This is a genomic window from Ramlibacter sp., assembly GCF_028291745.1.
Lineage (GTDB): Bacteria > Pseudomonadota > Gammaproteobacteria > Burkholderiales > Burkholderiaceae_C > Ramlibacter.
In genome coordinates, this window is record NZ_JAQGNQ010000053.1 from 66,248 (window position 1) to 93,054 (window position 26,807).

Here is a 26,807-nt window from a genome sequence, read left to right on the forward strand (position 1 = left end):
CAGTTCCGGCCCGGAAAACGAATTGTAAGCTCGCCCGGCTGCGCCTGCCCGCGCGCGAGTGAAGCAGCGGCCCTGGCGTCAGCGGCGCGCCACGCCGTCGATGCCATCGACCACCATCTTCGAGCCATTGGCCACCAGCAGGATGTCGCTGCCGACGGCGACGTACTTGAGACCCGGCGGCAGCTTGGGCAGGCTGGGCCGGAGCGCCTTGGGCACCGGCTGCACGACCGCCCCTGCAGGCAGCGCCTGGCCGATGCGCCACGGCAGCTTCGGTTGCGCCGGCAGGCAGGCCTCGGTGCTCGCCGCGCCCGCGGGACAGCTCTTGCCGGCGAGTGCGGCGTAGTACTTGTGCACCGCAGCGCGATTCGCGTCGCCGAAGTACGCGCCCTCGCCCAGCGGCTTGCGCGCGAAGTGCGTGCCCTGGCCCACGTTGTCGACCGGCATGTGCGGGTCGGCCCGGTCGTCGAGGGCCTGCTTGGCCTGGCGCGGCGCGTGCGGTTCATCGGCCGTCTGCGCCGCAGCGACCACGGGGGCGGCAATGAGCGCCGCCAGCAGCGCGCCCAGCAGCGGCCTGAAGGGGTGGATGGCGTTCATGGAGTTCTCTTCCTGACGAGGCAGCGACGACACGCGTACTGTCGGACGGGCGCATGGCCCGACCGTGTCGGAGAACTCCCAATTTGCCGTCGGACGCCGGCGCGGGACCGCCTGCGCTCAGACGGCGGCGAGTGCCGGGGCGACCGCGGCCTGGGTGAGCCCGAGTCGCTCGGGCGAGATGTACTGCTGCCGGTACTGCTCGAACGGCAGGCTGTCGGCCGCCTCCACCGCCGCCTGGTCGGCCAGCGACTGGCGCACGGCGGCTTCCATGCGCGCCTGCAGCCCGCCGGTGTAAGGCAGCTTGAGCAGCTTGGCCTTGGTCTGCTCGGACTGCGTGAGCGTGAACGCGGCAAAGCTGTTGTCGTGGTCGCGGGCCATCGCGGACAGCACGCGCGCCGACGGCAGCATCTCCGGATTTTGCAGCAGCGCCTGGGCCGAACGCAGCGCGTCGCCGTAGTCGCTGGTCTGGTGGACCTCGTCGAGCAGCGCCGCGATCGGCGCGCACTCGGCCACGATCTCGGCGCCCCATTGGGTGAGCTTCACTTCGCGCCCACCGCGCTCCAGCTGCACGGAGGGATCGCGCCCGAAGGCCGCGGTGCGATGCTGGTTGCGGCCCAGCGCCGCGATCTCCTGCGGCGTGTCCTCGGCACTCTCGGCAAGCAGGCAATGCAGCAGGAAGATATCGAGGAAGCGGATGGTCTGCGCCTTGATGCCGATCGGCACGAAGGGGTCGAGGTCCATCAGCCGCACCTCGACGTACTCGACGCCGCGCTCGCGCAGCGCATGCAGCGGCCGCTCGCCGGGGCGGATCACCCGCTTGGGGCGGATCGTGCCGTAGAACTCGTTCTCGATCTGCAGCAGGCTGGTGGCCAGCTGGTTGTACTCGCCGCCCGGATTGACGATGCCGATCCTCTCGTAGGCGGGATACGGGCGCGTCAGCGCTTCGTGCAGCGACGCCGCATAACCATCGAGGCTGTTGTAGCTGACGGCCAGGCTGGACTGCGCCTCGCTCTGGTAACCGAGGCGGCCCATGCGCAGCGAGGTGCCGTACGGCATGTACACGGTGCGCGGGGAGAGCGTCTGCAGTTCGTGCTTGCGGCCGCTGACGAAGGTCGAACACGCCGCCGGCGAGGCGCCGAACAGATACAGCAGCAGGAAGGCATGCCGGCGGAAGTTGCGGATCAGGGCGAAGTAGTCGGCATCGCTCACGCCCGGCAGCGACCAGTTGTAGTGGATGCCGGAGATGGTCTGCATGCGCCGGCCGTAGCGGTGCGCGAGACCCATGCGATAGACGCTCTTGGCGCGCGCGACATTCGAAGCGCCATAGTGGCCGATCGGAATCGTCTCGTCGGCGGGCAGCAGGCAAGGCATGCTGCCCACCCACATCATCTCGTCCTCGAGCGCGCGATAGGCGAACTGGTGGACCTGCGTGAGTTCCTCGAGGCACTGCTCCACGCTGGCATGCACGCCGGTGATCAGTTCGAGCTGCGACTCGCTGTAGTCGGTGGTGATGTTCGGATGCGTGAGCGCGGAGCCCAGCGCGCGCGGGTGCGGCGTCATCGCCAGGGCGCCCGTGGTGGTGGCGCGCAGGCTTTCCTTTTCGATGCCGCGGCGAATGCCTTGCAGACGCGCGGGCGCCAGCGTGCTCAAGGCTTGTTGCAGTTTGCTCATGGAATGTGTTTCGCGCCTGATGACTGCTGTCTTTGCGCGTGCGAAGTTAACACCTTCCCGCAAAACCTGCTTGCGCCCGGACACTCGGGGACTCCCCGCTTGTGCTAGGGAAAAGAGGGCGCGCTAGCGGCCCGCTGCGCGCTAGGAACGCACCTCGGGGGACCGCGCTTGCTCGATGTGCTGTTCCAGCGTGCGCGCGCTTTCGTCGAGCACCGCGTCGGCGTGCTGCGGCACCTGGCCGTCGGGCGTGAGGTGGTCGACCATCTGCGGCATGATCTCCGCCAAGGCCTGCGCCACCTGCTGCTGCGGCACGCCGAGCCGCTGCGCCATCTGCTGCAGTTCGTCCTGGCCGACCACCTGCTCCACCGAGTGCGGGTCGATCGGCTGGTTGGGGCCGGTGGACAGCCACGATTGCGCCTGGCCGCCGAGCCCCTTTCGCCGAAAGCGTTCCAGCACCGCGTTGATGCCGCCACTGCGCTGCACCCAGCGCATGGCCAGCGGCAGCAGCGTCACGAGCAGCGCCGTCGGATCGAGCTTGGAAGGGGCGGCGCCCGGCTCGCCGGTCGGCTGCGTGTGATTGCGCAGCGCGCCGGTCAGCACGCTGCCCAGCCCGGCGCCGCCGAGCGCGCCGCCGATTCCGCCGCCGCCGCCGCCCAGGACACCCCCCAACATGCCGCCCAGCCCGCCGCCACCGGCATTGGGCTGGCCCGTCGCCTGGCCGAACAGCCCGCCGAGCACCTGCCCCAGCAGAGGATTGTTGTCCATCGAAGCTCCCGTTCTGATCGATGCCTGCGAGCCTAGGGCGCTGGCGCCCGCGCCTTGTAGGCGCGCCGCCACTGCTGGCAGGTCAGGCGGCGGACAGCGCCTGCACCAGCCAGGCGTTCAGGTCCGTGATCTCGCGCGGCGACACCGAGTGCCCCATCGGATACTCGTGCCAGTCCACGCGGTAGCCGAGGTCCTGCAGCGCATCGCGCGAGGCGTGTGCGCGGTCCAGCGCGACCACCTCGTCCTGGGTGCCGTGGGCCAGGAAGATCGGTGTGTCGCGGTTCGCCTCAGTGCGTTCGGCGGCGGTCTTGGCCGCGAGCGGCAGGTAGCCCGAGAGCCCGACGATGCCGGCCAGCCGCTCGCCAAAGCGCAGCCCCGCCAGCAGCGCCATCGCGCAGCCTTGCGAGAAGCCGGCCAGCACGATGCGGTCGGCAGCGATGCCGCGCTCCAGTTCACGCTGCAGCAGCGCATCGACGGCCGCCTGCGAGCGGCGCAGCCCAGCCTCGTCCTGCGGGGCGTCGGCATCGAAGCCGATGATGTCGTACCAGGCGCGCATGCGGTAGCCGCCGTTGATGGTGACCGGCATCACCGGCGCGTGCGGAAAGAGAAAGCGCACCGGCCCGACGCTTTGCAGGTCGAGCTCCTGCGCCATGGGCACGAAGTCGTTGCCGTCGGCGCCGAGGCCGTGCAGGATCAGGATGGTGGCGCGGGGGTTGGGGCCGGATTCGGCCTCGATGACGTCCATGTTTGCTGGCACTCCTTGTTGTGGGCAGCATAGCGCTGCGCGGCGGGCAAGCCGTGTCCGACAAGTCAATCAAAGCCGTCCGACTTGCCAGGGAACGCGGCGGTCTGCAGGATGGGAGCAGACCAGAAAGGAAACCGCATGAAAGTGCAAGTCAATACTTCCAACGATGTAGAAAACAAGGAGTCCCTCGAGCGCTGGGCCAGCGACTATCTGAACGAACACCTGGGCCGCTTCGACCAGGACATCACCAGCATCGAGGTGCAGCTGACCGACGAGAACCACGCGGCCAAGGGCGGCGCGGTCGACAAGCGCTGCATGATGGAAGCGCGCGTCAACGGCATCAAGCCGATCGCCGTCACCAACTTTGCACCCAACCAGGACATCGCCTTCCGCGGCGCGGCCGACAAGCTGATCAAGGCGATCGACCACGAGTTCGGCAAGCTCGACCGGCGCGAGCATCGCCAGCGCGACACCATCCGACGCGACCCGGAGGTGCTCGACACGATCGAAGACGCTCCGCCGCAGAGCTGACGCCGCAACACTTGTAGCAATCTGTATCGGCGGGGTGAACCACCACACCGTCGAGGCTTGCTGCGTGCGTAAATTGCGCTCCGCGATTCGGCGTCCTCGCCGACACGGACCTACAAATCAAGGAGCGCATCCATGAATCTTGCCTTCAAGAAAACGACCTGTCGCGTGTTGGTGACGTCCCTGCTGGCGCTGTCGTTCCAGACAGCGCATGCGGGGCTGATCGGCGCCGACCAGGCAACTGCGGGTTCGACCAGCTCCGAGCGCACTTTGCTGCTCGGCACGCTGGACCGCGCGGACGTCACCTCGCAACTGCAGGCCGCCGGGGTCGATCCGCTATCCGCGCGCGAGCGCGTGCAGTCCATGAGCGACCAGGAAGTGCACGCGCTGGCGCAGGACATCCAGAGCGCACCAGCCGGCGGGATCAGCACCGGAGGCGTGGTGGTCATCATCCTCATTGCCGCCCTGATCTGGTACTACGCAATCCGCAAGTAAGCAGGACATGCAGGCGCCGACGACGCTCCTGCGCTGGACGCGGTGGCTCACCCTGTGCGCCGCCGCGCTCCTGCTCGCGGGCTGCAGCACGCTGATCCCGCAGACGGTCGTGCTGCGCACCGACTGGCCCGCCGGTGTGCCGCGGCAAGTGGAGATGACGCAAGTCCCCTTCTTCCCCCAGGACGAATACCAGTGCGGTCCGGCTGCCTTGGCGATGGCCATGAGCTACGCCGGCGACCGCGTGCTGCCGCAGGCGCTGGTCGAGGAGGTCTGGTTGCCCTCGCGGCACGGCAGCCTGCAGCTCGAGATGCTGGCCGCGCCGCGCCGGCATGGCCTGGTGAGCTACCGGCTCGAACCCCGCTACGCCGACTTGCTGCGCGAAGTGGCCGCTGGCCACCCCGTGATCGTGCTGCAGGACGTCGGCATGCTGCTGCCCGAGTGGCACTACGCGGTGGTCAACGGCTTCGACTACGCGACCGGCACGATCTTCCTGCGCTCCGGGCTGAAGATGCGGCAGCAGATGCCGTTCTCCTATTTCGAGCGCACCTGGCTGGCCGGCAAGTACTGGGCGATGGTGGTCACGCGCACGGACGACATCGCCGCAACCGCGAGCGAGGCGCGCTGGCTCGATGCACTGCTGGGCGTTGCACGCGGTGGCGACGAGAACGCGGCGGTCACGGCGTATCGCACGGCGCTGGCGCGCTGGCCTGACAGCCTGCCCGCGGCCGTGGGGCTCGCCAACCACCTGCATGCACGCGGGTCGCTGGACGAAGCGGCAGGCGTGCTGCGCACCGCGCTGCAGGAGCATCCGCAATCGGTGATCCTGCTGAACAACCTGGCGCAGACGCTCTCGGACCAGGGCCGCAACAGCGAGGCGCTGGCGCTGATCCAGCGCGCCGGCGATCCGCAAAGCCCGTTCGCGCGCGACGTGCGATCGACCCGCCAGTTGATCGAAGAGCGACTGCGCAGTCCCGGGAGCTAGCGTGAACAGGCCTTAAGCGAGTGCTTCGGCGACCCGGCTCACGAAGCTGCCGCTGTGCGCCGGGTCGATCCAGCGGACCACCACCACCGCCTGGTGCGCCGGATCCATCCACACGTAATGGCCGCCCGCGCCCACCATGAACCAGCTCTGCGGCGACGCAGCGCGGAACATCGCGCCCTCCCGATTGAGCCAGGCCAGCCGCCCGTAGAACGGCGCGATCGCGCAGGGCTGCTGCATGCGCGCGATCCATTCCGGCGGCAACAGCGCCTGCCCGGCATGCCGGCCGCCATCGAGCAGCATCTGGGCGATGCGGGCCTGGTCGCGCGCGCCGATGGACACCCCCCCGCCCCAGTGGCTGCCCCCCGGGACCGACTGCATCCGCACTCCGTCGATGTCGACCCAGGCATCGTCGTAGCCCAGCCAGCGAAAGTCCTGGCCGCCGCCCAGCGGCCGCAGGATCGCGTCCGCGAACACCTCGGGCAAGGGACGACGGAACACGTTCAGCAGCGCCAACGAGAGCTGGTTGATGCGCACGTCGTTGTATTCCCAGTAGCGGCCCGGCGCCTGCAGCACCCGCCGCTCGCCCTTCTCGCCCTGTGGCGGCTTGGGGTCGTGGGACACGCGGCGGTGGTGCTCCACCTGGTCGGGCATGCCGAAGCAGCTGCCCTGCCACTCGCTGGTCTGCTCCAGCATCTGGGCCCAGGTGATCGCGCGATTGTGCGCATCGTCGAAGCCGATGCCGGGCAGGCGCGAGGCAATCGTTTCCTCCACATCGAGCAGGCCGCGCATCTGCGCCAGGCCGGCGAGCAGCGCGAGATAGGTCTTGGCGACGCTGAAGGTGAGATCGGCACGATCGGGCTCGCCCCAGGCGGCGACTTCGCGATCGCCCATGCGGATCACGCCCGAGACGCCCCCGCGCGCCTGCACCGGCCCGCGCAGGCGGTTGTACGGCGGCGGGTCGCTGTGGTGCACGCCCCAGCGCTCGGGGTCGCTGGCGGGATCGCGGGGCCAGGGCACCTCGTGGGCCTGGGCAAAGGCAATGGCTTCGGCAAAGCGGGACATGGCGCGCAGCATACGGCCCGGCGCCGCCCGCGCGACGCGGGTCTTCACCGGGGTCTGCTAGCCTCGCTGCATGGAGATCACCACCGTCGTCGACGAATCGCCCCCCGCACCCTCGGCCACCGTGGTGCTGCTGCGCGATGTGGAGGACGACCTCGAGGTGTTCCTGCTGCGCCGGCATGGCCGCTCGCAGGTGCTGGGGGGCGCCTACGTCTTTCCGGGCGGCAAGACGGACCCCGAGGATGGCGACTGGGTCGCGCGCCTGGACCGGCCGGCCGATCGCCTGCACGCGCTGCTGGGCGAGCCGGACCTTTCGGTTGCCGCGGCCGCTGCGCTGTTCGTCACAGCGATTCGCGAACTGTTCGAAGAGACCGGGCTGCTGCTGGCCGATGCGAGCCCCGAAGCGGCGCGGGCCCACTGGGCCGCGGTGCGCAGCGGGCGGGCCTTTGACGAATTGCGCGCCGCCGGCCTGTCGCTGGCGGCCGGCGCCTTGCATCCCTGGTCGCGATGGATCACGCCGACCCTGGGCAGCGTGGGCCGCAAGCGCTTCGACACCCGCTTCTTCCTGGCGGCGGTGCCGCCGGGCCACCACGCCACGCACGACGAACACGAAGCGACCGAGAGCATCTGGCTCACCCCGCGCGCGGCGCTGCGCCGCTACTGGGACGGCGGCTCGAGCTGGCCCCGCCGCAGATCATGAGCCTCGCACACCTGGCGCGGCATCGCCGCGTCGCGAGCGTACTGGCGGCGGCCGCGACGCGCCTGCCGCCGTGCATCCTGCCGGAGGCGCACTATCGCGAAGGCGTGCGCGTGCTGTGCTATCCGGGCGACCCGAGGCATCCGCGCGGCGACCAGGTGCTGCCCGGGCCGACGCGCCTGTCCTGGCGCAACGGGCGTTTCGAGCCCGACGCGGGGCTGGCGATCCTGCTGGGCGACTGAGCGCGCGGCCCCGAGGTCCCACAGCCGGGCGCAAGCAAGGCCTACAAGTGCACGCGCGGCCGGCCTGCGCGTGCGACTGGGAGCGCAGGCTTCAATACCTGCAAAGCCAGCCGGTTTTCCGCGTCACAAAGACAGGTATCGGACTCTCCGCCTCCGCAGGCGATCAGCGAGAACATTGTCCAGTGGGCCGGCTGGTTTCCCCTTGCGGAGAAATGGCGCACCCCCCGGGTGCGCCATTTTTATTGCTGCCCACGGAACACCGTCAGCAGCGCGATTGCGGCTCCCACGCGGCGCCGCGTTTTCCACCTACAGGGCTGGCCCGCAGCGCGCACCTACGCTATCGGCCAAGGTCATACATGCAGCCGGAGAACCCATGAGTCCCCTGATGATGCGTCTCTTCACCCTGGTCGGGATCGCGCTCGCCGCCGCCAGCATGCAGCTGAGGGCGCGCGCGGACACCCTGCCCGGCACCCAGGCGCGGCACCCGGTGGTGATGGTCGCCGGCAACGGCAGTTGCTTGGCGGCGGGCACCCAGTGGCGCTCGCGCTGAGGACGGCCGTGCAGTATCGACCTTCCCCGCAGGATTTCCAGCTGCATCCCCGCCGCCCGCGGCGTACCTGGCGCCGTACCGCGGGCGCCTGGTCGATGCTGTTCGGCGGCGTGCTGGCGTTCGCCTTGTACACGTCGCATCACCCGCGCCACGCGGCGCCCGGCACGCCGGCCGTGGGCCCGGTGCAGGTCGTGCAGCAGGTGGTGCAACAGCAGTTGCAGGCGTTGGCGACGCAGGACGCGATGCAGGCGTTCGCGCTGGCCGACAACGAAATGCGCACGCAGTTCGGCAGTGCCGAAGCCTTCCTCACCACGGTGCGCGAGCAATACCCGATGCTGATGCATCCGGCCAGCGTGCTGTTCCTCAAGCCGGAGACCGACGGCTCGGTGGCCATGCAGAAGGTGCGGCTCACCGACGACGACGGCTCGTCGTGGTCGCTCACCTACCTGTTGAACCGGCAGAACGACAACCAGTGGCGCATCAGCGGCTGCGTGGTCACGCCGGAGGGCAAGCGGGTACTGACCTGATCCCGGCTCAAGGCCGCAATGTCATTGCACCATCAAAAAGGGCCGCTTGCGCGGCCCTTTCTGCTGTCGCCTCGTACTCAGTTGCGGTCGGCCTTGGCCACGTGCTTGTGCTTCTTGGACTTCTTGGCGTGGTGCGTGCCACCGGCCATCGAGCCGCTGTTGCTGGCCATGGCACCGGAGTTCATCGAGCTGCCGGTGCCGCTGCTCATGGACGTGCCGGTGGAAGCGGCCGAGGTGGCAGCGGTGCTGCCGGCGCTGGAGCCCTGGGCCGCGGCGCCATTGCCGCCCGGGGTGCCGGTCGTGCCCATGGGGGTGCCTTCGGGGCTGCGCTGGCCGGCGCCGATGGCGGCGTTGGTGGCGGGACGGGGCGGCACGCCCTGGGCGAAGGCGAAGCTGACGGAAGCCGCGCAGATGGCAGCGGCGAGGATCTTGGACGTGGTGGACATTTTTTCAGGACTCCTTTGGTTGGACTTGGTAGCGCGCCGGCAAGCGAGGCCAGCACTGCCAACATACGTTTCTCTCGCTGAGGCAACGTCAGTGCCGGGCGCGCACCCCTGTCGGAAAGCACCGATGACGCAACGGCCTTAGAGATCCTGGAACACCTGCTGCATGGTGGTGGTCTCCGGCATCACATACACCACGCTGCGCGCGTTGCCCAGGACGCGCTCCACCACCTGTTCGTAGAAGCCCACCGGCACCACCACGCAGCCCCAGGACAGGCGCCGGCCCGCGGGCTGCGCCTTGACCAGCCGCGAATTGCGCGTCCCGTAAGCGAAGCCGGGGCGCAACCGGTGGATGGCGAACGCGCTGTCGTAATCGACCCAGACGACGTTCTCGCCCTTCACATTGCGACCGGGACTCGCCTCGAAGCGGCCGGCGGGCGTGGTGCGTTCCTGGGGTGGCACCTTGCCGGTCTGCGCGTGCTCGCCCACGTGGGGCGCAATGTCGTCGCCCAAGGCGCTGCCCAGGAGCACGGGCGAGTGGCCGGCCAGGTGGCCGTCCGCGCGGAACACGTAGATGTGGGCGTTGCGCTTGTCGACGATCGCGAACGCCTTGCCGTGGGCGTCCTTCTTCTGCATGACCCAGTCCACGAGGCGGCTGGCCTCGATCGACGGGCGCGTCGCAAGCAATTCCTGCGGTGCTGCCTGCGCAGCGGTGCCAGCCCAGGCGGCCAGCGCGATCCATGCCGTACTGCCGGCTGCGTGACGCAGCCATCGGCTCCATTGCCCCATCGTCCCCTCCGGACCGAGCCGCCAATGGCTCAGCTGAGGGGAATGCTAGCAAGCTCGGCCGTGGGCCGGCAAGGACCCACAAGGTAACAGCTTGCTCAGCGGGAGGCCGGGCGCAGGGAGACCTTCTGCAGTGCGTCGCCGCGCGCAGCGGCAAGCCGGGTCGCCTGCTGTTGCCGCCAGGCGGCGACCTGCTGCGCGTCGTTGACGTCGAAGGCGCCGAACATCTCCTGCGCCGTCTTCACCTCGGGCAGCACGTAGATGATGGCGCCCTGCTTGCGCACGGTGGGAGCAAGCACGTTCTCGTAGAAGCTGACCGGCAGGTTGATGCAGCCGAAGGAGATGCGGTTGTCGTCGGTGGAGAGCGACGCGAGGCGCTCCAGTCGCCGCTCCCGCGCCACCAGCGGGCGGATGCGGTGCATGGAGACGGCGGCGTTGTAGTCGACCCAGACGACGTCCTCGTGGCCGGAGTTCAGGCCCGGCTCGGCCACGAAGCGCCCGGCCGGCGTGGTCTTCTCCTCGGGGCGCACGGCGGACAAGGGCTTGTCGCCGACGCCCGGGAAAGTGTCGTCGCCGCGCGCGGAACCGAGCAGCGCCGGAGCGCTGTCCTTGAGCCGGCCATCCGGCGCAAAGACGTAGACGCGCGCGTCCTTCTTGTCCACGATCACGAAGGCGTGCCGGCCATTGTTGCCGGTGAAGACCGCCCAGTCGGCGACCTGGCGAGCCTGCGGGCTCGGGTCTTCATCGCGGAAGTCGGCCCGGCGCACGGCAGGGGCCGCGTCCCGCGACTGGCCAGGCGGAGTGTCGCCCGCCTGCCCTTGCGGGGCAGCAGGGGCCGTGGCGACCGCGGCCTGCTGCTGCGCCTCGCGGTTCTTCGCCATCCGCAGCGGCGGCACGATCAGCACCAGCAGGGCGGCCCCGATCAGGAGCCCTTTCTGCAGCGATTCGACGAATTCGGAACGGCCGGCCTTCTGGCCTGGCGCAGCGCCGTCACGATCGAATTGGGGTTCTGGCATGGACAGCTTCTCGCAGTGGACCCTGGGCTTGGGAAACGGCAGCACCGGCGCGCTGTGCGCCCGCGTGGCTGCGCCGGGAGGAGCGCAGCGGCGTCAGGCGGCCTCGGCGCCGCCGGAGGCTTCGTGCATCCAGCGTTCGATCTGCAGCGCCGGATCCGCGCACTCGCAGCCGAGGGCGAAGTCGGAATCGTCGAAGGTGGAATACGCCGAGGCATCCAGGCCCGTCGCAATGGCGGTGGCACCGGTTGGCATGGACGGCTGCATTTCAGGCATGGCGACTCTCCTTCTTATCGAAGAGTCATTGTTCGCGGGAGTGCCGTCGTTGGCGTATCCGCCGCACACTCAAGCAATCGTAGGAGCACGCCTACGCATGAGTACAAATCACGGCTTTCAGGCGGGAAGTACGGGTTTACCCCGCAGCTTGCGCACCATCGCGTACACGGCCACGAGCACCGAGCCCGCGAGCACGCCGACCAGGCCATCGAGCAGCATGCCCAGGGGCGCACTCCAGGCACCGGCATCGGACCTCGCGTCCTCAATCGCGTGATGCAGCGGCGCGACGCCGTGCTCCAGGATGCTGCCGCCCACGAGGAACATGGCCGCCGTGCCGCCGACCGACAGTGCCTTCATCAGCCACGGCGCTGCCCACAGGATGCCGTTGCCGATCGCACGCAGCAGCGCGGCGCCCCGGCGACTCAGATGCAGGCCCAGGTCGTCGAGCTTCACGATGGCGGCGACCAGACCGTAGACGCCGGCGGTCATCACGAGCGCGATCGCCACCATCACCGCGACGCGCGTGAGGAAGTCCTGGCCCGCGACGGTGCCGAGGGCGATCACGATGATCTCCCCGGAGAGAATGAAGTCGGTGCGGATCGCACCCTTGATCTTTTCCTGTTCGAAGGCGCACAGGTCCACGCTCTCGTCGGCCACCGCATCCTGCAGCCGCCGATGTTCGCTCTCGTCCTCCTGCGCGCTGTGCAGCAGGCGATGCGCCAGTTTCTCCGCCGCCTCGAAACTGAGATAGGCGCCACCGACCATCAGCAGCGGTGTCACCGCCCAGGGCGCGATCGTGCTGATGGCCAGCGCCGCCGGCACCAGGATCGCCTTGTTCACCAGCGAGCCCTTGGCCACCGCCCAGACCACAGGCAGCTCGCGCTCGGCGCGCACGCCGCTGACCTGCTGGGCGTTCAGCGCGAGGTCGTCGCCCAGCACGCCGGCGGTCTTCGTGGCCGCGACCTTGGTCAGGACGGAGACGTCGTCGAGCAGGCCGGCGATGTCGTCAAGCAGTGCGAGCAGGCTGGTGGCCATGGGTGATGCGGGGAGCCAAAGCGGCTGATTATGATCAGCGATGACCATGGCCGCGCCGGCCACGTACCAGGCCGTGCTGCAACCCTCGGGCCGCAGCTTCTCCGCGTCCGCAAACCGCACCTTGCTGGCCGCAGCCGCGGAGGCAGGGATCGTGCTGGCCAGTTCGTGCCGCAACGGCACCTGCCGCACCTGCCTGCGCGCGCTGCATGCGGGCAGCGTGCACTACGCCATCCCCTGGCCCGGCCTGCTGCCGGAAGAGCGCAGCGCCGGCAACGTGGTGCTGCCGTGCGTGGCTTACCCGTGCTCGGATGTGGTGTTGGGAGACTGAAGCTGCGCGCCTCAGTAATTGCCCGTGCGGTACGGGCTGCGCGGCACGTATTTGTGCTCGCCGTCGGGAATGGGTTCAGCCGTCGGGTCCGGGCGATGCTGGACCGAATTGCTGCCCTCGCTCCCGGACGGCGGCCGGCGCCGGGCCCGCGGCGACTCGGCCTGGGGCTTCGGCTTGCTCGAACGTCGGTAGAGGTTCATGCGGCCACCTTAGGATTCGTCCCTGGGGCGTGTTGTAGGACGCTCACCCTGCGCGTGTCCGACGGGCACCGACGAAGCAGTGCACGCCTGCCAACAATGGCATAGTCCCGCCCCATGCGCGGCCTGCTTTTGCTTCTTGTCTTTCTGTCGGGCGCCGGTGTGGCCGCGGCTGCCCCCGTCGAGTTCCAGAACACCATCGGCCAGCGGACGCTCGCCTGCACCGCCTGCCACGGCCGAGAGGGCCGCGCCGGCCCCGACGGCTACTACCCGCGCATCGCCGGCAAACCGGCGGGCTACCTGTACAACCAGCTGCTGCACTTTCGCGAAGGCCGGCGCCACTACGGCCTGATGGCCGGCCTGCTCGACACGCTGTCCGACAGCTATCTCTGGGAAATCGCGCAGCACTTCGCCAGCCTCGACGTCCCCTACGCAGCGCCGCAACCGGCGGCCGTGCCGCCGGAGCTGCTGCAGCGCGGACGCGCTCTCACCCACCAGGGCGACCCCGACCGGCGGGTGCCCGCGTGCGCGGGCTGCCACGGCAAGGCGCTCACCGGAGTGCTGCCCAACGTGCCGGGCCTGCTCGGCCTGCCGCGCGATTACCTCAATGCGCAGCTCGGCGCGTGGCGCACGGGGCAGCGCCGCGCCGTCGCGCCCGACTGCATGGCGGAGATCGCGCGCCGGCTCTCGCCCGAGGACCTGTCGGCGGTCACGGCCTTCCTCTCCTCGGAGCAACTGCCCGCCAATGCGCACCCGGCCTCGGCCGAAGCACCGCTGGCACCGGCGCGTCGGCGCGGCCGCAAGGTACAGCCGCCGCCCGCCCCGGAGCCGCCGGCCATGCGCTGCGGCTTCGCGCAGCCCCCGGTGGCGGGAGCGGCACGATGATCCGCCGTGTCCTGCTGATCGTGCTGGCCCTCCTGCTCGCGCTGGGTGGGCTCGTGTGGATGTTCAACTTCTGGGGCGCCCCGCGCATCCGCGACAGCGCGCCGCGCACGCCGCCCTCGCGCGAGCAGGTGGCGCGCGGCGCCTACCTGGCGCGCGTGGGCGACTGCATGCTGTGCCACACCGAGCGCGGCAGCGCGCCTTATGCGGGCGGCCGCGCGATCGACACGCCGTTCGGCACCGTGTATTCGAGCAATCTCACCCCCGATGCCGAAACCGGCCTGGGCGCCTGGTCGGCCGCGCACTTTCGCCGCGCGCTGCGCGAGGGCCGCTCGCGCGACGGCCGCCTGCTGTATCCGGTGTTCCCGTACACGCACACGACGCTGGTGACCGATGCGGATGCCGATGCGCTCTTCGACTTCGTGCGCAGCCTGCCGCCGGTGAACAAGCCCAACCGGGAACATCGCCTTCGCTGGCCCTACAACACGCAGGCGGCGCTGGCAGTGTGGCGCACGCTGTACTTCCGGCCGGAGAAGTACGTCGCCGATGCGGCGCAGACACCGGAATGGAACCGCGGCGCCTACCTGGTGCGCGGCCTGGCGCACTGCGGCGCCTGCCACGGCGCCCGCAACGCGCTCGGCGGCGTACGCCAGGCGATGGACCTCTCCGGCGGGCTGATCCCGATGCAGAACTGGTACGCGCCATCGCTGGCGTCGCCGAGCGAAGCGGGCGTGGCCGACTGGTCCGTGCAGGAGATCGTGCAGTTGCTGGCCACAGGCACCTCGCCGCGATCGGCCGTGCTCGGGCCGATGGCCGAAGTGGTGTTGAACAGCACGCAGTACATCGAGGCTGACGACCTGCGGGCCATGGCGGTGTACCTCAAGAGCCTGCCCCCGACCGCCAGCGACACCGATCCGCGCGAAGTGCCGGTCGCGCCCGCCTCCCTGCTCGATCGCGGCGGCAAGCTGTATGGCGATCATTGCGCCAATTGCCACGGCGACCGCGGCCAGGGCGTGCCCGGCGCCTATCCTGCCCTGGCCGGCAATCGTGCGGTCACCTTGCCTTCCACCGAAAATCTCGTGCAGGTGGTGTTGCACGGCGGCTTCCCGCCCGCGACGCGCGGCAATCCGCGGCCCTACGGCATGCCACCGTTCGCGACGGCCCTGTCGGATGCCGAGGTGGCCGCGGTCATCACCTACCTGCGCGCGTCCTGGAACAACAAGGCAGCTCCGGTCAACGAACTGACCGTGGGCCGGCAACGCAGCAGCACGCGCGAATAGGACGCCAATGAGCCTGCGCCCCGTCCCCCTGCCCGCCGAAGTGCCCGGCCGCCTCTGGTTGGGGCCGATGCCGGGCCGCTTCCAACCATGGGCGGCCTTCCGCGAGGAGGCCGCGCGCACCGGGCTGGGCCTGATCGTCTGCCTGGCCCCGCGCGCGGAACTGGCCGAGCTCTCGCCCGAGTACCAGGCCGCGCTGGTGTGCGGCGGCCTGCCGTGGCGCTGGATGAATGTACCGATGCGCAACTTCGGACTGCCCGAAGAACCCGCGGCCTTCCGCCGCGACATCGCCGGCATCGCGCAGGAACTGCGCAACGGCCAATCCGTGCTGCTGCATTGCGCGGCGGGCCTGGGCCGCACCGGCAGCGCAGCAGCCTGCCTGCTGAAATCGCTCGGCGTCGGCGAGGAAGCCGCATTGCAGCGCGTGCGCGCCGCGGGATCGAATCCGCAGAACGCGGAGCAGTCGGGCCTGGTGCACTGGTTTTGAAGAAGGCGGACATCCCAACTTCCGGACGCAGAAGACGCAAAAGTTTCGCAGAAGGCGCAAAAAAAACCCTTCAAGTTTTCTTTGCCTCTTTTGCGTCCTCTGCGAAGTTTTTGCGTCTTCTGCGTCCGGAAGTTGGGTTTTCAGTGCGCGAACGGATTCGCGAACACGAACATCATCGCCACTCCCACGCCGATCAGGAAGTTGGCGTCGATCAGGCCTGCCAGCAGGAACATCTTGACCTGCAGCGGTTCCATCAATTCCGGTTGGCGCACCGCGCCCTCGATGAAGCGCCCGCCCATCGTGCCTATGCCCAGGCAGGCGCCGATGGCGCCCAGGCCGATGATCAAGCCGCATGCCACTGCAATCAAACCCGTGTCGGTCATGGTTGACTCCTTTCGTTGAATCTGCAACGAATGGTGCCGGGCCCGCATCAAGCTGGCTATGACGCGGCAGGTAATGCGGCAATGCGCTGGTGTGCGACCGCCGCGAGATCCTCCGCGGACACCCGTTCCGGCGCGAGCTCACGCAGCGGCAGCAGCACGAAGGCGCGCTCGCGCATGCGCGGATGCGGCACGGTCAGCGTGGCGCTTTCGATGCGCGCAGCACCGAACAGCAGCAGGTCGAGGTCGAGCGTGCGCGGTGCATTGCGATAGGGACGCTCGCGGCCCGCCGCCTGCTCCAGCGATTGCAATTGCGCCAGCAACTGCGGCGCGGTGAGCCGCGTCTCGACCTGTGCCACCGCGTTGAGGTAATCAGGACCGCCCGCATCCACGGGTGCGCTGCGGTACATGCGCGAGCTGCGCACCACCACGGTCTGCGGGATGCGCGCCAGGCCGGCCAGCGCATCCCGCAAGGCTTGCTGCGCGTCCCCAAGGTTGGCGCCGAGGCCGACGAACGCGGTCACCGGCTCGCGCATCGCGGCGCCTACTCGCCGGCCGAGGCCGACTGCCCTTCGCCGCCCGCGCCACCCGGCTTGCGACGACGGCGGCGCCGCTTGCGGGGCGCGTCGCCGCCGGGGCCATCGCCCTCCGGCTCGTCGGCCGGACTGTCCGATTCCGCGACCGGGGCAGTGCGCCGCGGCGGCTCTTCCCGCGCGTCACCCTCGGCGCCCTTGGGCTTGACGGTGCGCGTGCGCTTTTGCTGCTTCTGCTGCTCGTCGCGCAGGGCCGCCACCAGGTCCTCGCGGACCGCGTCGCTGGCCTGGCTGAACTCCTGCCACCAGTCGGCCAGCACCACGTCGACCTCGCCGACGTCGGCGCGCAGGCGCATGAAATCGAAGCCGGCGCGAAAGCGCGGCTGCTCCGCCAGGCTGAAAGGCGTGTGGCCGACGCGCTTCTCGAAGCGCGGCTGCATCATCCAGATCTCGCGCATGTCGGCGCCCAGCTTGCCGCGGCCGGAGATGTCGCCGATGCGCGATTCGAACACCTCGTCGATCGCCTCCTGCAGCGCCGGGAAGGGGTGCATGCGGCGCGCCAGCCGCCCCTGCCAGCCGTCGCGCACATCCGACCACAGCACGCAGGCCAGCAGGAAGCTGGGGGCGACCGGCTTGTTCTCGCCGACGCGCCGGTCGGTGTCCTGCAGCGCGGCGCGCACGAAGGGCTGCTCCGCGCGCTCGACCACCAGGTCCAGCAGCGGATAGATGCCCGACGCCATGCCCAGCACCTTCAGCTGCTCGATGGTCGCCAGCGAATGCCCGGTCTGCAGCAGCTTGAGCATCTCGTCGAACAGGCGGCTTTGCGGCACCTCGTTCAGCAGTGGCAGGCTGGGAATCAGCGGCGCCTTGGTCTTGGGATCGAACTTGAAGCCCAGGGCCGCCAGCTTGGCCATGAAACGCACGGCGCGGATGATGCGCACCGGGTCCTCGCGATAGCGCGTCACCGGGTCGCCGATCATGCGCAGCAGGCGCTTCTTGGCGTCCGCGATGCCACCGTGATAGTCCACCACGATGCGCCGCTCGGGGTCGTAGTACATCGCGTTGATGGTGAAGTCGCGGCGCGCCGCATCTTCTTCCTGCGGTCCCCAGACGTTGTCGCGCAGCACGCGGCCCGCGGAATCAACCGCGTGCTTCATGCCGGCAAGTTCGCTCTTGCTCGTGCGCTCGTTGCCGCTGACTGCTTCGGCGGCGGCGTTATCGAGATAGGCGCGGAAGGTGGAGACCTCGATCACCTCGTGCTCGCGCCCGCGGCCGTACACCACGTGCACGATGCGAAAGCGCCGGCCGATGATGAAGGCGCGGCGGAACAGCCCCTTGACCTGCTCCGGCGTCGCACTGGTGGCGACGTCGAAGTCCTTGGGCCGCAGCCCGAGCAGCAGGTCGCGCACGGCGCCGCCCACGATGTAGGCCTCGTAGCCCGCCTCCTTGAGCGTGTGCACCACGCTCAAGGCGCGTTCGTCCACCAGGGTGGGGTCGATGGCGTGCTGTTCCGGGCCGACTTCCTGGCGCTTGCCGAACTTCGGCTTGCGGCGGGTGGTGCCGGCAATCAGCTTGTCGATGAACTTCTTGATCATTTCTTGTCGAAGAGGTCGAGTATGCGCCAGCCGCGCTCCAGGGCGATAGTGCGCAGCCGGCCATCGGGGTTGGTGGCCACCGGATGGTCGACGCGCTCGAGCAGCGGCAGGTCGTTGAGGGAATCGGAATAGAAGGTGGTCTCGACGTCGAGCCAGTCGAGGCCGCGTGCCGCCAGCCACTGCGTGACGCGCACCACCTTGCCTTCGCGCATCGAAGGCACGCCCGCGATCTCGCCGGTGATCCAGCCGCTGGCGTCGCGCGCCAGTTCGACGGCGATCAGCTCGCCGACGGCGAGGGCCTGCGCGATCGGCCGGGTCACCAGTTCGTTGGTGGCGGTGACGATCGCGACCAGGTCGCCCTGCTGCTGGTGCTGCTGGACGAGATCGCGCGCGGCCGCGGTCAGGGCGGGCGTGATCCATTCGCGCATGAAGCGCGCATGGGCCTCGCGATAGGCCTGCGGTCCGCGCAGGCGCAGTGCCTCGACGGCGAAGCGCACGTAGTCGTGCACGTCCAGGGTGCCGGCGATGTAGTGGGCGTAGAACTCGTCGTTGCGGCGCTTGAATTCCAGCGGATCGGTCCACCCGATCTGCTGGGTGAACTCGCCCCAGGAGTAATCGGAATCGATAGTCAGCAGGGTGTGATCGAGGTCGAACAGCGTGACTTTGGGTTTGCTCACTCGCTCTCCAGCATCGACTTGATCAGCGGAATGGTGATGGCACGCTGCGTCTGCAGCGCATACGCATCGAGGTGTTCCAGCAGCTGCATCAGGCTGCCGAGGTCGCGCGAGAAGCGGTGCAGGATGAAGTCCATCACTTCGTCGGGCAGGAACACGCCGCGCGCATCGGCGGCCTGCCGCAGCACGGCGCGTCGCTCGGGTTCGTCGAGCACACGCAGTTCGAAGATGTGGCCCCAGCCCAGGCGCGTGCGCAGGTCCTCGCGCAGTTTAAGGTGCGCTGGCGGCAAGGCGCCGGCCGACAGCACGCCGCGTTGCAGCGCCTGCGCCTGCACGAACCAGGCAAATGCCGCGTGCTGCTGCACGGCCGTGTAGAGATGCACGTCGTCCATCAGCACCAGCGCCCAGCGCTCGTCGAAGGGCGGCGGCTCGGCCAGGGTCGGATCGAGCCAGCCGGCGCTGGCGCCCTGCTCGCGCAGGCTTTCCCGCGCCGCCTTCAGCAGGTGCGTCTTGCCGCTGGCCGGTGCGCCCCAGAGATAGGTGGGCACGGGCGAGCGCGTCGGGCTGCCGGCCCACAGCTGCAGGTGGCGCCACGCCGCTTCGTTGGGGCCGGCCAGGAAGCTGTCCAGGCTGGGCGCGCGGGCGAGGCCGATGTCGAGGGGAAGCTGCTTCATGCGCGGGTGGCGATCAACTCTGGAACAGCTTGCTGGCGAAGTAGCCGCTGCGCATGCGGCGCACGGCCACCAGCAGCACGGCGCTGGCGGGCAGCGCGATGATCACGCCGACGAAACCCAGCAGCTGGCCGAAGGCGAGCAACGCGAAGATCACCGCCAGCGGATGCAGCCCGATGCGCTCCCCCACCAGCCGCGGCGTGAGGAAGAAGCCCTCGAACAGCTGGCCGGCGCCGTACACCGCGCCCACCATCACGAAGGCGCGGGACGAGGCGAACTCCAGCAGGCCCGCGAGCACCGCCAGCACCAGGCCGATGCCGAAACCGACATAGGGCACGAACATGGCCAGCCCGGTGAACACGCCGATGGGCAATGCCAGGTCGAGGCCGAACAACGCCAGTCCGGTGCTGTAGAAAACCGCCATCGTCACCATCACCAGCAGCTGGCCGCGCAGGTACTGGCCCAGCACCACGTCCGCCTCGGCCGTGAAGGAGTCGACCGCCGGCCGGGCGCGCGGCGGCACCAGCTCGTGCAGGCGCTGCATCAATGCCTTCCAGTCCAGCATCAGGTAGAACAGCGCGACCGGCACCAGCAAGGCATTGCCGACCAGCACCACGGCCACGCTGCCGCCGATCTTGAGCGAGGACCACAGCGAGCCGAAGCTGTCGCTCCAGTTGCTCTGCAGGTATTGCACGAGCTGCTCGCGCAGGCTCACCAGGTCGAGCGAGATGCGCAGGCCGAACTGCGCCAGCCAGGGCGAAAGGTGCGCATGCAACTGGTCGAACAGCAGCGGGATCTGTTCGCGCATCACCGGCACCTCCTTCACCAGCACCGGCACGATCAGCAGGGCGATGCACAGCACGGCGAACATGAACAGCAGTTCGACGAACACCACGGCCAGCAGCCGCGGCATGCGGCCGCCCCAGACTTCGTCCAGCCGGTCCACCAGCGGCGTGAGGGCATAGGCCAGCACGGCGGCGATCAGGAACGGCGTGAGCACCGGACCCAGCGCGCGCAGCACCAGCACGGCCAGCACGGCGAGTGCCAGCCAGGCCGCGGCCCGCTTTTGCGTGGTAGTGAATTGCATGCGGTGGGTGGAGGCGGCGGGCTGAAGCCGCGCCGTGGATGAGGGCTGGAGGTCCGATGACACTAGAATCAAGCGCAAATTCTATCGGTCGGGCGAACTCGGCCCCGACGAGCACCCGCATGAACGCTTCCCCCCTCTCCTACAAGGATGCCGGCGTCGACATCGACGCCGGCGACGCGCTGGTCGAACGCATCAAGCCGCTGGCGAAGAAAACCATGCGCGAGGGCGTGCTGGCCGGCATCGGCGGCTTCGGCGCGCTGTTCGAAGTGCCCAAGCGCTACCAGGAGCCCGTGCTGGTGAGCGGAACGGACGGCGTCGGTACCAAGCTGAGGCTGGCCTTCGAGTGGAACATGCACGACACGGTCGGCATCGACCTGGTCGCGATGAGCGTCAACGACGTGCTGGTGCAAGGCGCCGAGCCGCTGTTCTTCCTGGACTACTTCGCCTGCGGCAAGCTCGATGTCGATACGGCCGCAGCCGTCGTCGGCGGCATTGCCCGCGGCTGCGAACTCGCGGGCTGCGCCTTGATCGGCGGCGAGACCGCGGAGATGCCGGGCATGTATCCCGCGGGCGAATACGACCTGGCGGGCTTCGCTGTCGGCGCCGTGGAAAAATCGAAGATCCTTGCCGGCCAGGACGTGCAGGAGGGCGACGTCGTCCTGGGCCTGGCCTCGAGCGGTGTCCACTCCAACGGTTTCTCGCTGGTGCGCAAGTGCATCGAGCGCGCCGCCGGCCAACAGCCCGCCACGCTGGATGGCCGGCCCTTCCGCGAGGCCGTGATGGAGCCGACGCGCATCTACGTGAAGCCCGTGCTGGCGGCGCTGCAGAAACATGCCGGCATCAAGGCGCTCGCCCACATCACGGGCGGCGGCCTGCTGGAGAACATCCCGCGCGTGCTGCCCGATGGCCTGGCCGCGCATTTGCAGCAGGGCGCGTGGCCGCGCAGCGAGCTGTTCGCCTGGCTGCAGCAGGTGGCCGCCATCGACGACCACGAGATGAACCGCACCTTCAACAACGGCATCGGCATGGTGGTGGTGGTCGCGCCCGGCGCAGCGGCGGACGTCGCCGAGACGCTGCGCCTGGCCGGCGAGGCTGTGCACGAGATCGGCCGGATCGCGGCCCGCGGCAACGGGGCGAGCGTCACGGTGTCCTGAGCGCGCGCATGGCCGCCACGGCGCGGCTGCCCGCCGCCATCTGGGCACTCGGCTTCGTCAGCCTGCTGATGGACGTCTCCTCGGAGATGATCCACAGCCTGCTGCCGGTGTTCCTGGTGAACAGTCTCGGTGCCAGCATGCTCGCGGTCGGCCTGATCGAGGGTGCTGCCGAAGCGACCGCGCTGATCGTCAAGGTCTTCTCGGGCGTGATCAGCGACTGGATTGGCAAACGCAAGCCGCTGGCGGTGCTGGGTTACGGACTCGGTGCGGCCTCCAAGCCCCTGTTCGCGCTGGCCACGACGATTGGCACGGTGCTCTCCGCCCGGCTGATCGACCGCGTGGGCAAGGGACTGCGCGGCGCACCGCGCGACGCCCTGGTGGCCGACCTGGTCGCGCCCGAACAGCGTGGCGCCGCCTATGGCCTGCGGCAATCGCTGGACACCGTCGGCGCCTTCCTCGGACCGCTGCTCGCGATCGCGCTGATGCTGCTGTGGGCCGACGACTATCACGCGATCTTCCGGGTGGCGGTGATCCCGGCCGTGCTGTCGGTACTGCTGCTCTGGGTGGGGGTGCGGGAGCCGGATCGCCCGCCCGCGGCCGTGCGGGTCAATCCGCTGCGGCGCGAGCAGTTGCGGCAATTGCCCGCGCACTTCTGGCGCGTGGTCGCGATCGGTGCGCTGTTCACGCTGGCTCGCTTCAGCGAGGCCTTCCTGGTACTGCGCGCGCAGCAAGGGGGCCTGCCCGTGGCCTGGGCACCCCTGGTGCTGATCGCGATGAACGTCGTGTATTCCGCAGGCGCCTATCCCTTTGGCAAGCTGGCCGATCGCATGTCCCACCGCAAGCTGCTGGCAGGGGGACTCGTCGTGCTGATTGCAGCCGATGCGGCCCTGGCAGCGGCGGACCACGGCGTTCTGCTGTGGGTGGGCATCGCACTCTGGGGCGTGCACATGGCGCTGACGCAGGGTCTGCTCGCGACGATGGTGGCCGGCAGCGCACCCGCGAGTCTGCGCGGCACGGCCTTCGGCGTGTTCAACCTGGCGAGCGGCATCGTGCTGCTGGTGGCCAGCGGCCTGGCGGGTTGGCTGTGGGATCGCCTGGGCGGCGCCAGCACTTTCGTTGCGGGCGCAGCCATCAGCGCCGTGGCGCTTGCGGTGCTGGCCGTCGGGCGGCCCGTGGCGGTGAACGGTCGCTGATCGCGGACAGGCGGTGCCGCTCGTTGTATCGCTACAAAAGCAGTAGCACTTCGTCACCAGCATGCGCTGGACTTGCACGGCCGGGCAGCGTGACACTGGCCCATCACACCGCAGGGAGGGAGCCATGCCGGTCGTGGCAGTCGTGAACCGCAAGGGAGGCAGCGGCAAGAGCACGTTCGCGGCGCACGTCGCCGCGTGGTGCGCCCGCGAGCGCCTGGCCGTCATGCTGGGCGACATCGATCGCCAGCAATCCAGCCGCGGCTGGCTGCGCCGGCGCGACGCCGCGCTGCCGGCGATCGCGCCCTGGACGCTCGATCAGAAGAACGTGCTGCGGGTGCCGACCGGCATCACGCACGTGGTGCTGGACACGCCCGGCGGGCTGCACGGCTTCGAGCTGGCACGCGTCGTGATGTTTGCCGACGCCGTCGTCGTGCCGGTGTGCGCCTCGCTGTTCGACCGCGAATCGGCGGCCGCCTGCATCGCCGAACTCCAGACGCTCCCGCGGGTCGCGAAGGGACAGTGCCGCGTGGCGACCGTCGGCATGCGCGTCGACGGCCGCACGCATGCGGCGGACGTGCTGCGTGCGTGGGCCGGCGAGCAGGAGGTGGAGATGATCGGGATGTTGCGCGAGACGCAGCTCTATGTCCGCAGCCTCGAACGCGGGCTCACCCTGTTCGACCTGCCGCCCGAGAAATACACCACCGACCTGGCGCAGTGGGCAGGCATCATGGATTGGCTGCGGCCCGTGCTCAAGCCCGTGAAGGTGCCGGAGGTGAAGCGGGAACCGGTGCTGCCGGTGCGACGGCCTTCGGTGCTGGGCTCGCGGCCGTTGCACGCATAGTTGGTTTCGGGGCTGCGGTTGCTGGGGTTCGCTGGCGCGAAGCCCAGCCTACGACGGCCCGTAGGCTGGGCTGCCGAAGGCACCCCAGCACGCGCTACTGCAACTCCCGCCGCAGATGCGCCACCCGGTCCGCGATCACGTCGATGTCCAGGGCGTCCTGGGCATGGCCCAGGTACATCTCGAGGTCGTCCACCGCCATGGCGGTGTGACCTTGCTCGGCGTGCGCGAGTCCGCGGTCGCGGTATTCGGCCCAGGCGTCGGGCAGCAGCACCAGCAGCCGGTTCTGCACGGCGATGAGGCGTTGCCAGTCTTCCTGCGCGCGGTGGATTTCCTTCAGGTTGCGCAGCATGCGCGCGAGGACGTCGCGCGGCGGCGCCGCCTGCAGGTACAGGCCCAGCGGCACCTCGAATTCGTCGATGAGGCCACTGCGGCGCTTGTACGGCTCCAGCCGCTCCGACAGTTCCTCGCGCGAGAGCGACTGGCCGGTGAACGGATCGATCACCACCTGGCCTTTCGGCAGATTGACCTTCACCATGAAATGCCCGGGAAAGCAGACGCCCCGCGCATGCAGGCCGATGCCCTGCGCCAGCTCGATCCACAACACGGCCAGCGAAATCTGGATCCCGCGGCGCGTGCGCAGCACCACGTTCAGGTAGCTGTTGTCCGGGTCGCAGTAGTCGTTGACGTTGCCGCCGAAACTGAGATCGCGAAAGAAGAACTGGTTGAGCGTGCGCAAGCGCTGCAATGCCGCGGCGTCGCCCGGAATGCGGCGCTTCAGGCGCGCGAGCAGCTGGTCGACGTCGCCCAGCACGACCTGCAGGTCGAGATCGGGGTACTCGTCCTGCGCCAGGCTGGCCGCGGCCTCGAGCAGGGGAAAGTGCTCGTCGCTTTGCACCAGCGTCCGGAAGTACTCCAGGGGAGAGGGTGCAGAGAATTGCAGCGACATTCGGGGGTTGTAATGGACGGGCCAGCGAGCGTCAAGCGCGGGCGCGGTTTGCCGCAGTTCAGCAGCTCAGCGCGTGACAAACTGACGCAGCTTCACGCCCGTGGCCGCAAGCGCGCCGAAGTAGAGGACGCCCGCGCCGGCCAGCATGACGGCCATCATGCCGATGCGCTTCCAGGGCTCGGATCGCCAGCCCACCCAGGGGAAGCTGTGCGCCGCCCACATCAGGAAGATTCCAAGCAGCGCGCTCGCCGCAAAAACCTGCAGCGCAAAGACGCCCCAGCCCGGGGTCGGCTGGTAGCTGCCGCGACGCAGCAGCCCCACCAGCAGGCAGCCGGCGTTGACCAGCGCACCCAGGCCGATCGACAGCGCCAGGCCCGCGTGATGCAGCCAGGGAACGAGGGCGATGTTCAACAACTGCGTGATCACCAGCGCCGCGATCGCGATGCGCATCGGCGTCTTCATGTCGTGGTTGGCGTAGTAGCCGGGCGCCAGCACCTTGATCGCGACCAGCCCCAGCAGGCCGCTGCCGTAGCCTGCGAGCGCCAGTGCCACCTGCGAGATATCGCTGTCCTTGAAGGCGCCGTAGTGGAACAGCGTGGCCACCAGCGGCGCCGCGAACACCAGCAGGGCCACGGAGCTGGGGATCGCCAGCAGCACGACCAGCCGCAGGCCCCAATCCAGCATGCCGGAGTAGCGTTCGTGGTCGCCGGCCGCGCGCGCGGCAGCCAGCTGCGGCATCAACACGACGCCGAGCGCCACGCCCAGCAGCGCGGTCGGGAACTCCATCAGCCGGTCGGCGTTGTTCAGCCAGCTGACGCTGCCCGCCGGCAGGTAGGAAGCGATCTGCGTGTTGATCAACAACGAGACCTGGGCGACGCTGACGCCCACCAGCGCCGGGACCATCAGGCGCAGCACCTGGCGGGTGGCGGGATCGCTCCACGACGCGCGAATGGCCGCCAGCGCCAGGCCCACGCGCGGCCACATGCCGATGCGCCGCAGCGCCGGCACCTGGATCGCGAGTTGCAGCACCCCGCCCGCCATCACGCCGATCGCCTGCGAGTAGATCGGCTCGATCCCCATGCGCCGGAACCACGGAGCCGCGGCGACGATCGAGGTGATCATCGCCAGGTTCAGCAGCACGGGCGAGGCGGCCGGAACGGCGAATTTCTTCCAGGTGTTCAGCACGCCGCCGGCCAGCGCCACCAGCGACATGAAGCCGATGTAGGGGAACATCCAGCGCGTCATCAGCACCGCCGCGGCATAGGCGTGCGGCTCCTTGCGCAGCCCGCTGGCCAGGGCCCAGACCAGCAGCGGTGCGCCCACCACGCCGGCCAGGCACAGCACCACCAGCGTCCACAACAGGACGGTCGCGACGTGGTCGACCATGCGCCTGGCGCCGGCCTCACCCTCGACGGTGCGGCAGTGCGCCAGCACCGGCACGAAGGCCTGGCTGAAAGCGCCCTCGCCGAAGATGCGGCGAAACAGGTTGGGAATGCGAAAGGCGACGTAGAACGCGTCGGTCAGCGCGCTCACTCCGAAGACGGACACGAACAGCGTGTCCCGGAACAGGCCGGTGATGCGCGATGCCAGGGTGAGGAGGGAGACGGTGGAAGCGGCTTTGAACAGGCTCACGGCGGCGAGTGTAGCCCTGCCGTTTGCAGGGACGACCCGCTGCCGGCGTAGGACAAGGGCGCGCGCTATAATCGTGGGCTTTGCTGGCATCATCCTCAGACATCGAAGGAATCAACCATGGCATCTGCCAAACCCAAGAAGAAGAACCCGCGCCTGGCGTCGGGCCGCAAGCGCGCACGCCAGGACGTCAAGCTCAACGCAGCCAACACGTCCCTGCGCTCCAAATACCGTACCGCGGTGAAGAACGTCGAGAAGGCGGTCGCCGCGGGTGACAAGGCCAAGGCGACCGAACTCTTCGCCAAGGCTCAATCGATCGTGGACACGGTTGCCGACAAGGGCATCTTCCACAAGAACAAGGCCTCGCGCGACAAGAGTCGCCTGTCGGCCAAGGTCAAGGGCCTGCAGGCCCCGGCCGCCGCCTGACGATCCATCGTCGGGTCAGCCCGTGAGCCGCAAGGCTCGCGCCGTTTGAACCGGGTGCGCTGCCAGCAAAGAAAAACGGAAAACCGCCTTCGGGCGGTT

General features: G+C 69.3%; 34 protein-coding genes. 15 read left to right on the forward strand and 19 right to left on the reverse strand.

The window, feature by feature from the left end; genetic code table 11:
* Window positions 1–78: 78 nt before the first annotated feature.
* The 4 genes from JWP60_RS08490 to JWP60_RS08505 all read right to left on the reverse strand — a co-directional run bounded on the left by JWP60_RS08490 (window position 79) and on the right by JWP60_RS08505 (window position 3,775).
* Window positions 79–594, reverse strand: a complete 516-nt coding sequence (locus JWP60_RS08490; protein WP_299789166.1) for a hypothetical protein — start codon at window positions 592–594, stop codon at window positions 79–81.
* Between the two features lie 117 nt (window positions 595–711).
* On the reverse strand, window positions 712–2,265 hold the full coding sequence (gene gshA, locus JWP60_RS08495; protein WP_299789168.1) for a glutamate--cysteine ligase: 1,554 nt from the start codon (window positions 2,263–2,265) through the stop codon (window positions 712–714).
* 141 nt (window positions 2,266–2,406) lie between these two features.
* Window positions 2,407–3,030 carry a YidB family protein gene (locus tag JWP60_RS08500; protein WP_299789173.1) on the reverse strand — a complete coding sequence of 208 codons (624 nt, stop codon included), beginning with the start codon at window positions 3,028–3,030 and terminating at the stop codon, window positions 2,407–2,409.
* Between the two features lie 82 nt (window positions 3,031–3,112).
* Entirely contained in the window at window positions 3,113–3,775 is a 663-nt protein-coding gene (locus tag JWP60_RS08505; RefSeq protein ID WP_299789176.1) for a dienelactone hydrolase family protein, read from the reverse strand.
* A gap of 138 nt (window positions 3,776–3,913) precedes the next feature.
* Here JWP60_RS08505 and JWP60_RS08510 point away from each other — a divergent pair, with 138 nt between their 5' ends.
* The 3 genes from JWP60_RS08510 to JWP60_RS08520 all read left to right on the forward strand — a co-directional run bounded on the left by JWP60_RS08510 (window position 3,914) and on the right by JWP60_RS08520 (window position 5,780).
* Window positions 3,914–4,306: an HPF/RaiA family ribosome-associated protein gene (locus JWP60_RS08510; protein WP_299789179.1), complete on the forward strand. Its 393-nt coding sequence runs from the start codon at window positions 3,914–3,916 to the stop codon at window positions 4,304–4,306.
* Between the two features lie 132 nt (window positions 4,307–4,438).
* Window positions 4,439–4,798, forward strand: coding sequence for a PA2779 family protein (locus JWP60_RS08515; protein WP_299789182.1), 360 nt, complete (start codon window positions 4,439–4,441; stop codon window positions 4,796–4,798).
* 7 nt (window positions 4,799–4,805) lie between these two features.
* Complete coding sequence (locus JWP60_RS08520; protein ID WP_299789185.1) at window positions 4,806–5,780, forward strand: PA2778 family cysteine peptidase; 975 nt, start codon at window positions 4,806–4,808, stop codon at window positions 5,778–5,780.
* Window positions 5,781–5,792: 12 nt separating this feature from the next.
* Here the strand turns inward: JWP60_RS08520 and JWP60_RS08525 are convergent, their stop codons facing one another.
* Complete coding sequence (locus tag JWP60_RS08525; RefSeq protein ID WP_299789188.1) at window positions 5,793–6,842, reverse strand: serine hydrolase; 1,050 nt, start codon at window positions 6,840–6,842, stop codon at window positions 5,793–5,795.
* Between the two features lie 70 nt (window positions 6,843–6,912).
* On the opposite strand from JWP60_RS08525, the gene JWP60_RS08530 reads away from it, so the two are divergent.
* The 4 genes from JWP60_RS08530 (at window position 6,913) to JWP60_RS08545 (ending at window position 8,855) form a co-directional block, all read left to right on the forward strand.
* Window positions 6,913–7,539 (forward strand): NUDIX domain-containing protein, encoded by a 627-nt coding sequence (locus JWP60_RS08530; RefSeq protein WP_299789191.1) that lies wholly within the window; start codon window positions 6,913–6,915, stop codon window positions 7,537–7,539.
* Window positions 7,536–7,778: a hypothetical protein gene (locus tag JWP60_RS08535; protein WP_299789193.1), complete on the forward strand. Its 243-nt coding sequence runs from the start codon at window positions 7,536–7,538 to the stop codon at window positions 7,776–7,778. Before JWP60_RS08530 ends, JWP60_RS08535 begins: the two co-directional genes overlap by 4 nt.
* A 373-nt stretch (window positions 7,779–8,151) precedes the next feature.
* A complete protein-coding gene (locus JWP60_RS08540) occupies window positions 8,152–8,328 on the forward strand; it encodes a hypothetical protein (RefSeq protein ID WP_299789196.1) in 177 nt (58 codons plus the stop codon).
* Window positions 8,329–8,336: 8 nt separating this feature from the next.
* Window positions 8,337–8,855 carry a DUF4864 domain-containing protein gene (locus JWP60_RS08545; protein ID WP_299789199.1) on the forward strand — a complete coding sequence of 173 codons (519 nt, stop codon included), beginning with the start codon at window positions 8,337–8,339 and terminating at the stop codon, window positions 8,853–8,855.
* Window positions 8,856–8,932: 77 nt separating this feature from the next.
* On the opposite strand, the gene JWP60_RS08550 is transcribed toward JWP60_RS08545, so the two are convergent.
* The 5 genes from JWP60_RS08550 to JWP60_RS08570 all read right to left on the reverse strand — a co-directional run bounded on the left by JWP60_RS08550 (window position 8,933) and on the right by JWP60_RS08570 (window position 12,408).
* A complete protein-coding gene (locus JWP60_RS08550; protein ID WP_299789202.1) occupies window positions 8,933–9,301 on the reverse strand; it encodes a proteophosphoglycan ppg4 in 369 nt (122 codons plus the stop codon).
* A 138-nt stretch (window positions 9,302–9,439) separates the two neighbouring features.
* Window positions 9,440–10,087: a L,D-transpeptidase gene (locus tag JWP60_RS08555; protein ID WP_299789205.1), complete on the reverse strand. Its 648-nt coding sequence runs from the start codon at window positions 10,085–10,087 to the stop codon at window positions 9,440–9,442.
* A gap of 95 nt (window positions 10,088–10,182) precedes the next feature.
* Window positions 10,183–11,100 (reverse strand): hypothetical protein, encoded by a 918-nt coding sequence (locus JWP60_RS08560; protein WP_299789208.1) that lies wholly within the window; start codon window positions 11,098–11,100, stop codon window positions 10,183–10,185.
* Between the two features lie 93 nt (window positions 11,101–11,193).
* Window positions 11,194–11,373, reverse strand: coding sequence for a hypothetical protein (locus JWP60_RS08565; protein WP_299789211.1), 180 nt, complete (start codon window positions 11,371–11,373; stop codon window positions 11,194–11,196).
* Between the two features lie 117 nt (window positions 11,374–11,490).
* Entirely contained in the window at window positions 11,491–12,408 is a 918-nt protein-coding gene (locus JWP60_RS08570; protein ID WP_299789214.1) for a DUF808 domain-containing protein, read from the reverse strand.
* 40 nt (window positions 12,409–12,448) lie between these two features.
* On the opposite strand from JWP60_RS08570, the gene JWP60_RS08575 reads away from it, so the two are divergent.
* Entirely contained in the window at window positions 12,449–12,736 is a 288-nt protein-coding gene (locus JWP60_RS08575) for a 2Fe-2S iron-sulfur cluster-binding protein (RefSeq protein ID WP_299789217.1), read from the forward strand.
* 11 nt (window positions 12,737–12,747) lie between these two features.
* On the opposite strand, the gene JWP60_RS08580 is transcribed toward JWP60_RS08575, so the two are convergent.
* Window positions 12,748–12,936 carry a hypothetical protein gene (locus JWP60_RS08580; protein ID WP_299789220.1) on the reverse strand — a complete coding sequence of 63 codons (189 nt, stop codon included), beginning with the start codon at window positions 12,934–12,936 and terminating at the stop codon, window positions 12,748–12,750.
* A gap of 114 nt (window positions 12,937–13,050) precedes the next feature.
* On the opposite strand from JWP60_RS08580, the gene JWP60_RS08585 reads away from it, so the two are divergent.
* From JWP60_RS08585 to JWP60_RS08595, 3 genes are read left to right on the forward strand one after another with little or no spacing between them, the layout of a single operon-like run.
* A complete protein-coding gene (locus JWP60_RS08585; protein ID WP_299789223.1) occupies window positions 13,051–13,818 on the forward strand; it encodes a c-type cytochrome in 768 nt (255 codons plus the stop codon).
* Entirely contained in the window at window positions 13,815–15,095 is a 1,281-nt protein-coding gene (locus JWP60_RS08590; RefSeq protein WP_299789226.1) for a cytochrome c, read from the forward strand. Before JWP60_RS08585 ends, JWP60_RS08590 begins: the two co-directional genes overlap by 4 nt.
* A gap of 7 nt (window positions 15,096–15,102) precedes the next feature.
* Window positions 15,103–15,579 carry a tyrosine-protein phosphatase gene (locus tag JWP60_RS08595; protein WP_299789229.1) on the forward strand — a complete coding sequence of 159 codons (477 nt, stop codon included), beginning with the start codon at window positions 15,103–15,105 and terminating at the stop codon, window positions 15,577–15,579.
* Between the two features lie 140 nt (window positions 15,580–15,719).
* Here the strand turns inward: JWP60_RS08595 and atpE are convergent, their stop codons facing one another.
* Genes atpE through JWP60_RS08625 form a run of 6 tightly spaced genes read right to left on the reverse strand, consistent with a single transcriptional unit; the run spans window position 15,720 to window position 20,519 of the window.
* Window positions 15,720–15,962, reverse strand: coding sequence for a F0F1 ATP synthase subunit C (atpE, locus tag JWP60_RS08600; protein WP_299789232.1), 243 nt, complete (start codon window positions 15,960–15,962; stop codon window positions 15,720–15,722).
* A 56-nt stretch (window positions 15,963–16,018) separates the two neighbouring features.
* Window positions 16,019–16,495, reverse strand: coding sequence for a 2-amino-4-hydroxy-6-hydroxymethyldihydropteridine diphosphokinase (gene folK, locus JWP60_RS08605; RefSeq protein ID WP_299789235.1), 477 nt, complete (start codon window positions 16,493–16,495; stop codon window positions 16,019–16,021).
* An 8-nt stretch (window positions 16,496–16,503) separates the two neighbouring features.
* The gene (pcnB, locus tag JWP60_RS08610) at window positions 16,504–18,087 is read right to left on the reverse strand and encodes a polynucleotide adenylyltransferase PcnB (protein ID WP_299789237.1); all 1,584 of its coding nucleotides are present in this window, start codon (window positions 18,085–18,087) and stop codon (window positions 16,504–16,506) included.
* The gene (locus JWP60_RS08615; RefSeq protein ID WP_299789240.1) at window positions 18,084–18,764 is read right to left on the reverse strand and encodes an HAD-IB family hydrolase; all 681 of its coding nucleotides are present in this window, start codon (window positions 18,762–18,764) and stop codon (window positions 18,084–18,086) included. The genes pcnB and JWP60_RS08615 overlap by 4 nt, the downstream gene beginning before the upstream one ends.
* The gene (gene hda / locus JWP60_RS08620; protein WP_299789243.1) at window positions 18,761–19,435 is read right to left on the reverse strand and encodes a DnaA regulatory inactivator Hda; all 675 of its coding nucleotides are present in this window, start codon (window positions 19,433–19,435) and stop codon (window positions 18,761–18,763) included. The genes JWP60_RS08615 and hda overlap by 4 nt, the downstream gene beginning before the upstream one ends.
* 13 nt (window positions 19,436–19,448) lie before the next feature.
* A complete protein-coding gene (locus JWP60_RS08625) occupies window positions 19,449–20,519 on the reverse strand; it encodes an AI-2E family transporter (RefSeq protein WP_299789246.1) in 1,071 nt (356 codons plus the stop codon).
* Window positions 20,520–20,638: 119 nt separating this feature from the next.
* Between JWP60_RS08625 and purM the strand changes: the two genes are divergently transcribed.
* From purM to JWP60_RS08640, 3 genes are all read left to right on the forward strand, one after another.
* A complete protein-coding gene (purM, locus tag JWP60_RS08630) occupies window positions 20,639–21,673 on the forward strand; it encodes a phosphoribosylformylglycinamidine cyclo-ligase (protein ID WP_299789249.1) in 1,035 nt (344 codons plus the stop codon).
* An 8-nt stretch (window positions 21,674–21,681) separates the two neighbouring features.
* Window positions 21,682–22,866 (forward strand): MFS transporter, encoded by a 1,185-nt coding sequence (locus tag JWP60_RS08635; RefSeq protein ID WP_299789252.1) that lies wholly within the window; start codon window positions 21,682–21,684, stop codon window positions 22,864–22,866.
* 124 nt (window positions 22,867–22,990) lie between these two features.
* The gene (locus tag JWP60_RS08640; protein ID WP_299789255.1) at window positions 22,991–23,707 is read left to right on the forward strand and encodes a ParA family protein; all 717 of its coding nucleotides are present in this window, start codon (window positions 22,991–22,993) and stop codon (window positions 23,705–23,707) included.
* Between the two features lie 94 nt (window positions 23,708–23,801).
* Here the strand turns inward: JWP60_RS08640 and JWP60_RS08645 are convergent, their stop codons facing one another.
* Window positions 23,802–24,653 (reverse strand): tetratricopeptide repeat protein, encoded by an 852-nt coding sequence (locus JWP60_RS08645; RefSeq protein WP_299789258.1) that lies wholly within the window; start codon window positions 24,651–24,653, stop codon window positions 23,802–23,804.
* Between the two features lie 66 nt (window positions 24,654–24,719).
* Window positions 24,720–26,285, reverse strand: a complete 1,566-nt coding sequence (gene murJ / locus JWP60_RS08650; RefSeq protein ID WP_299789261.1) for a murein biosynthesis integral membrane protein MurJ — start codon at window positions 26,283–26,285, stop codon at window positions 24,720–24,722.
* Window positions 26,286–26,402: 117 nt separating this feature from the next.
* On the opposite strand from murJ, the gene rpsT reads away from it, so the two are divergent.
* Window positions 26,403–26,708 carry a 30S ribosomal protein S20 gene (gene rpsT / locus JWP60_RS08655; RefSeq protein WP_299789264.1) on the forward strand — a complete coding sequence of 102 codons (306 nt, stop codon included), beginning with the start codon at window positions 26,403–26,405 and terminating at the stop codon, window positions 26,706–26,708.
* Window positions 26,709–26,807: the final 99 nt, after the last annotated feature.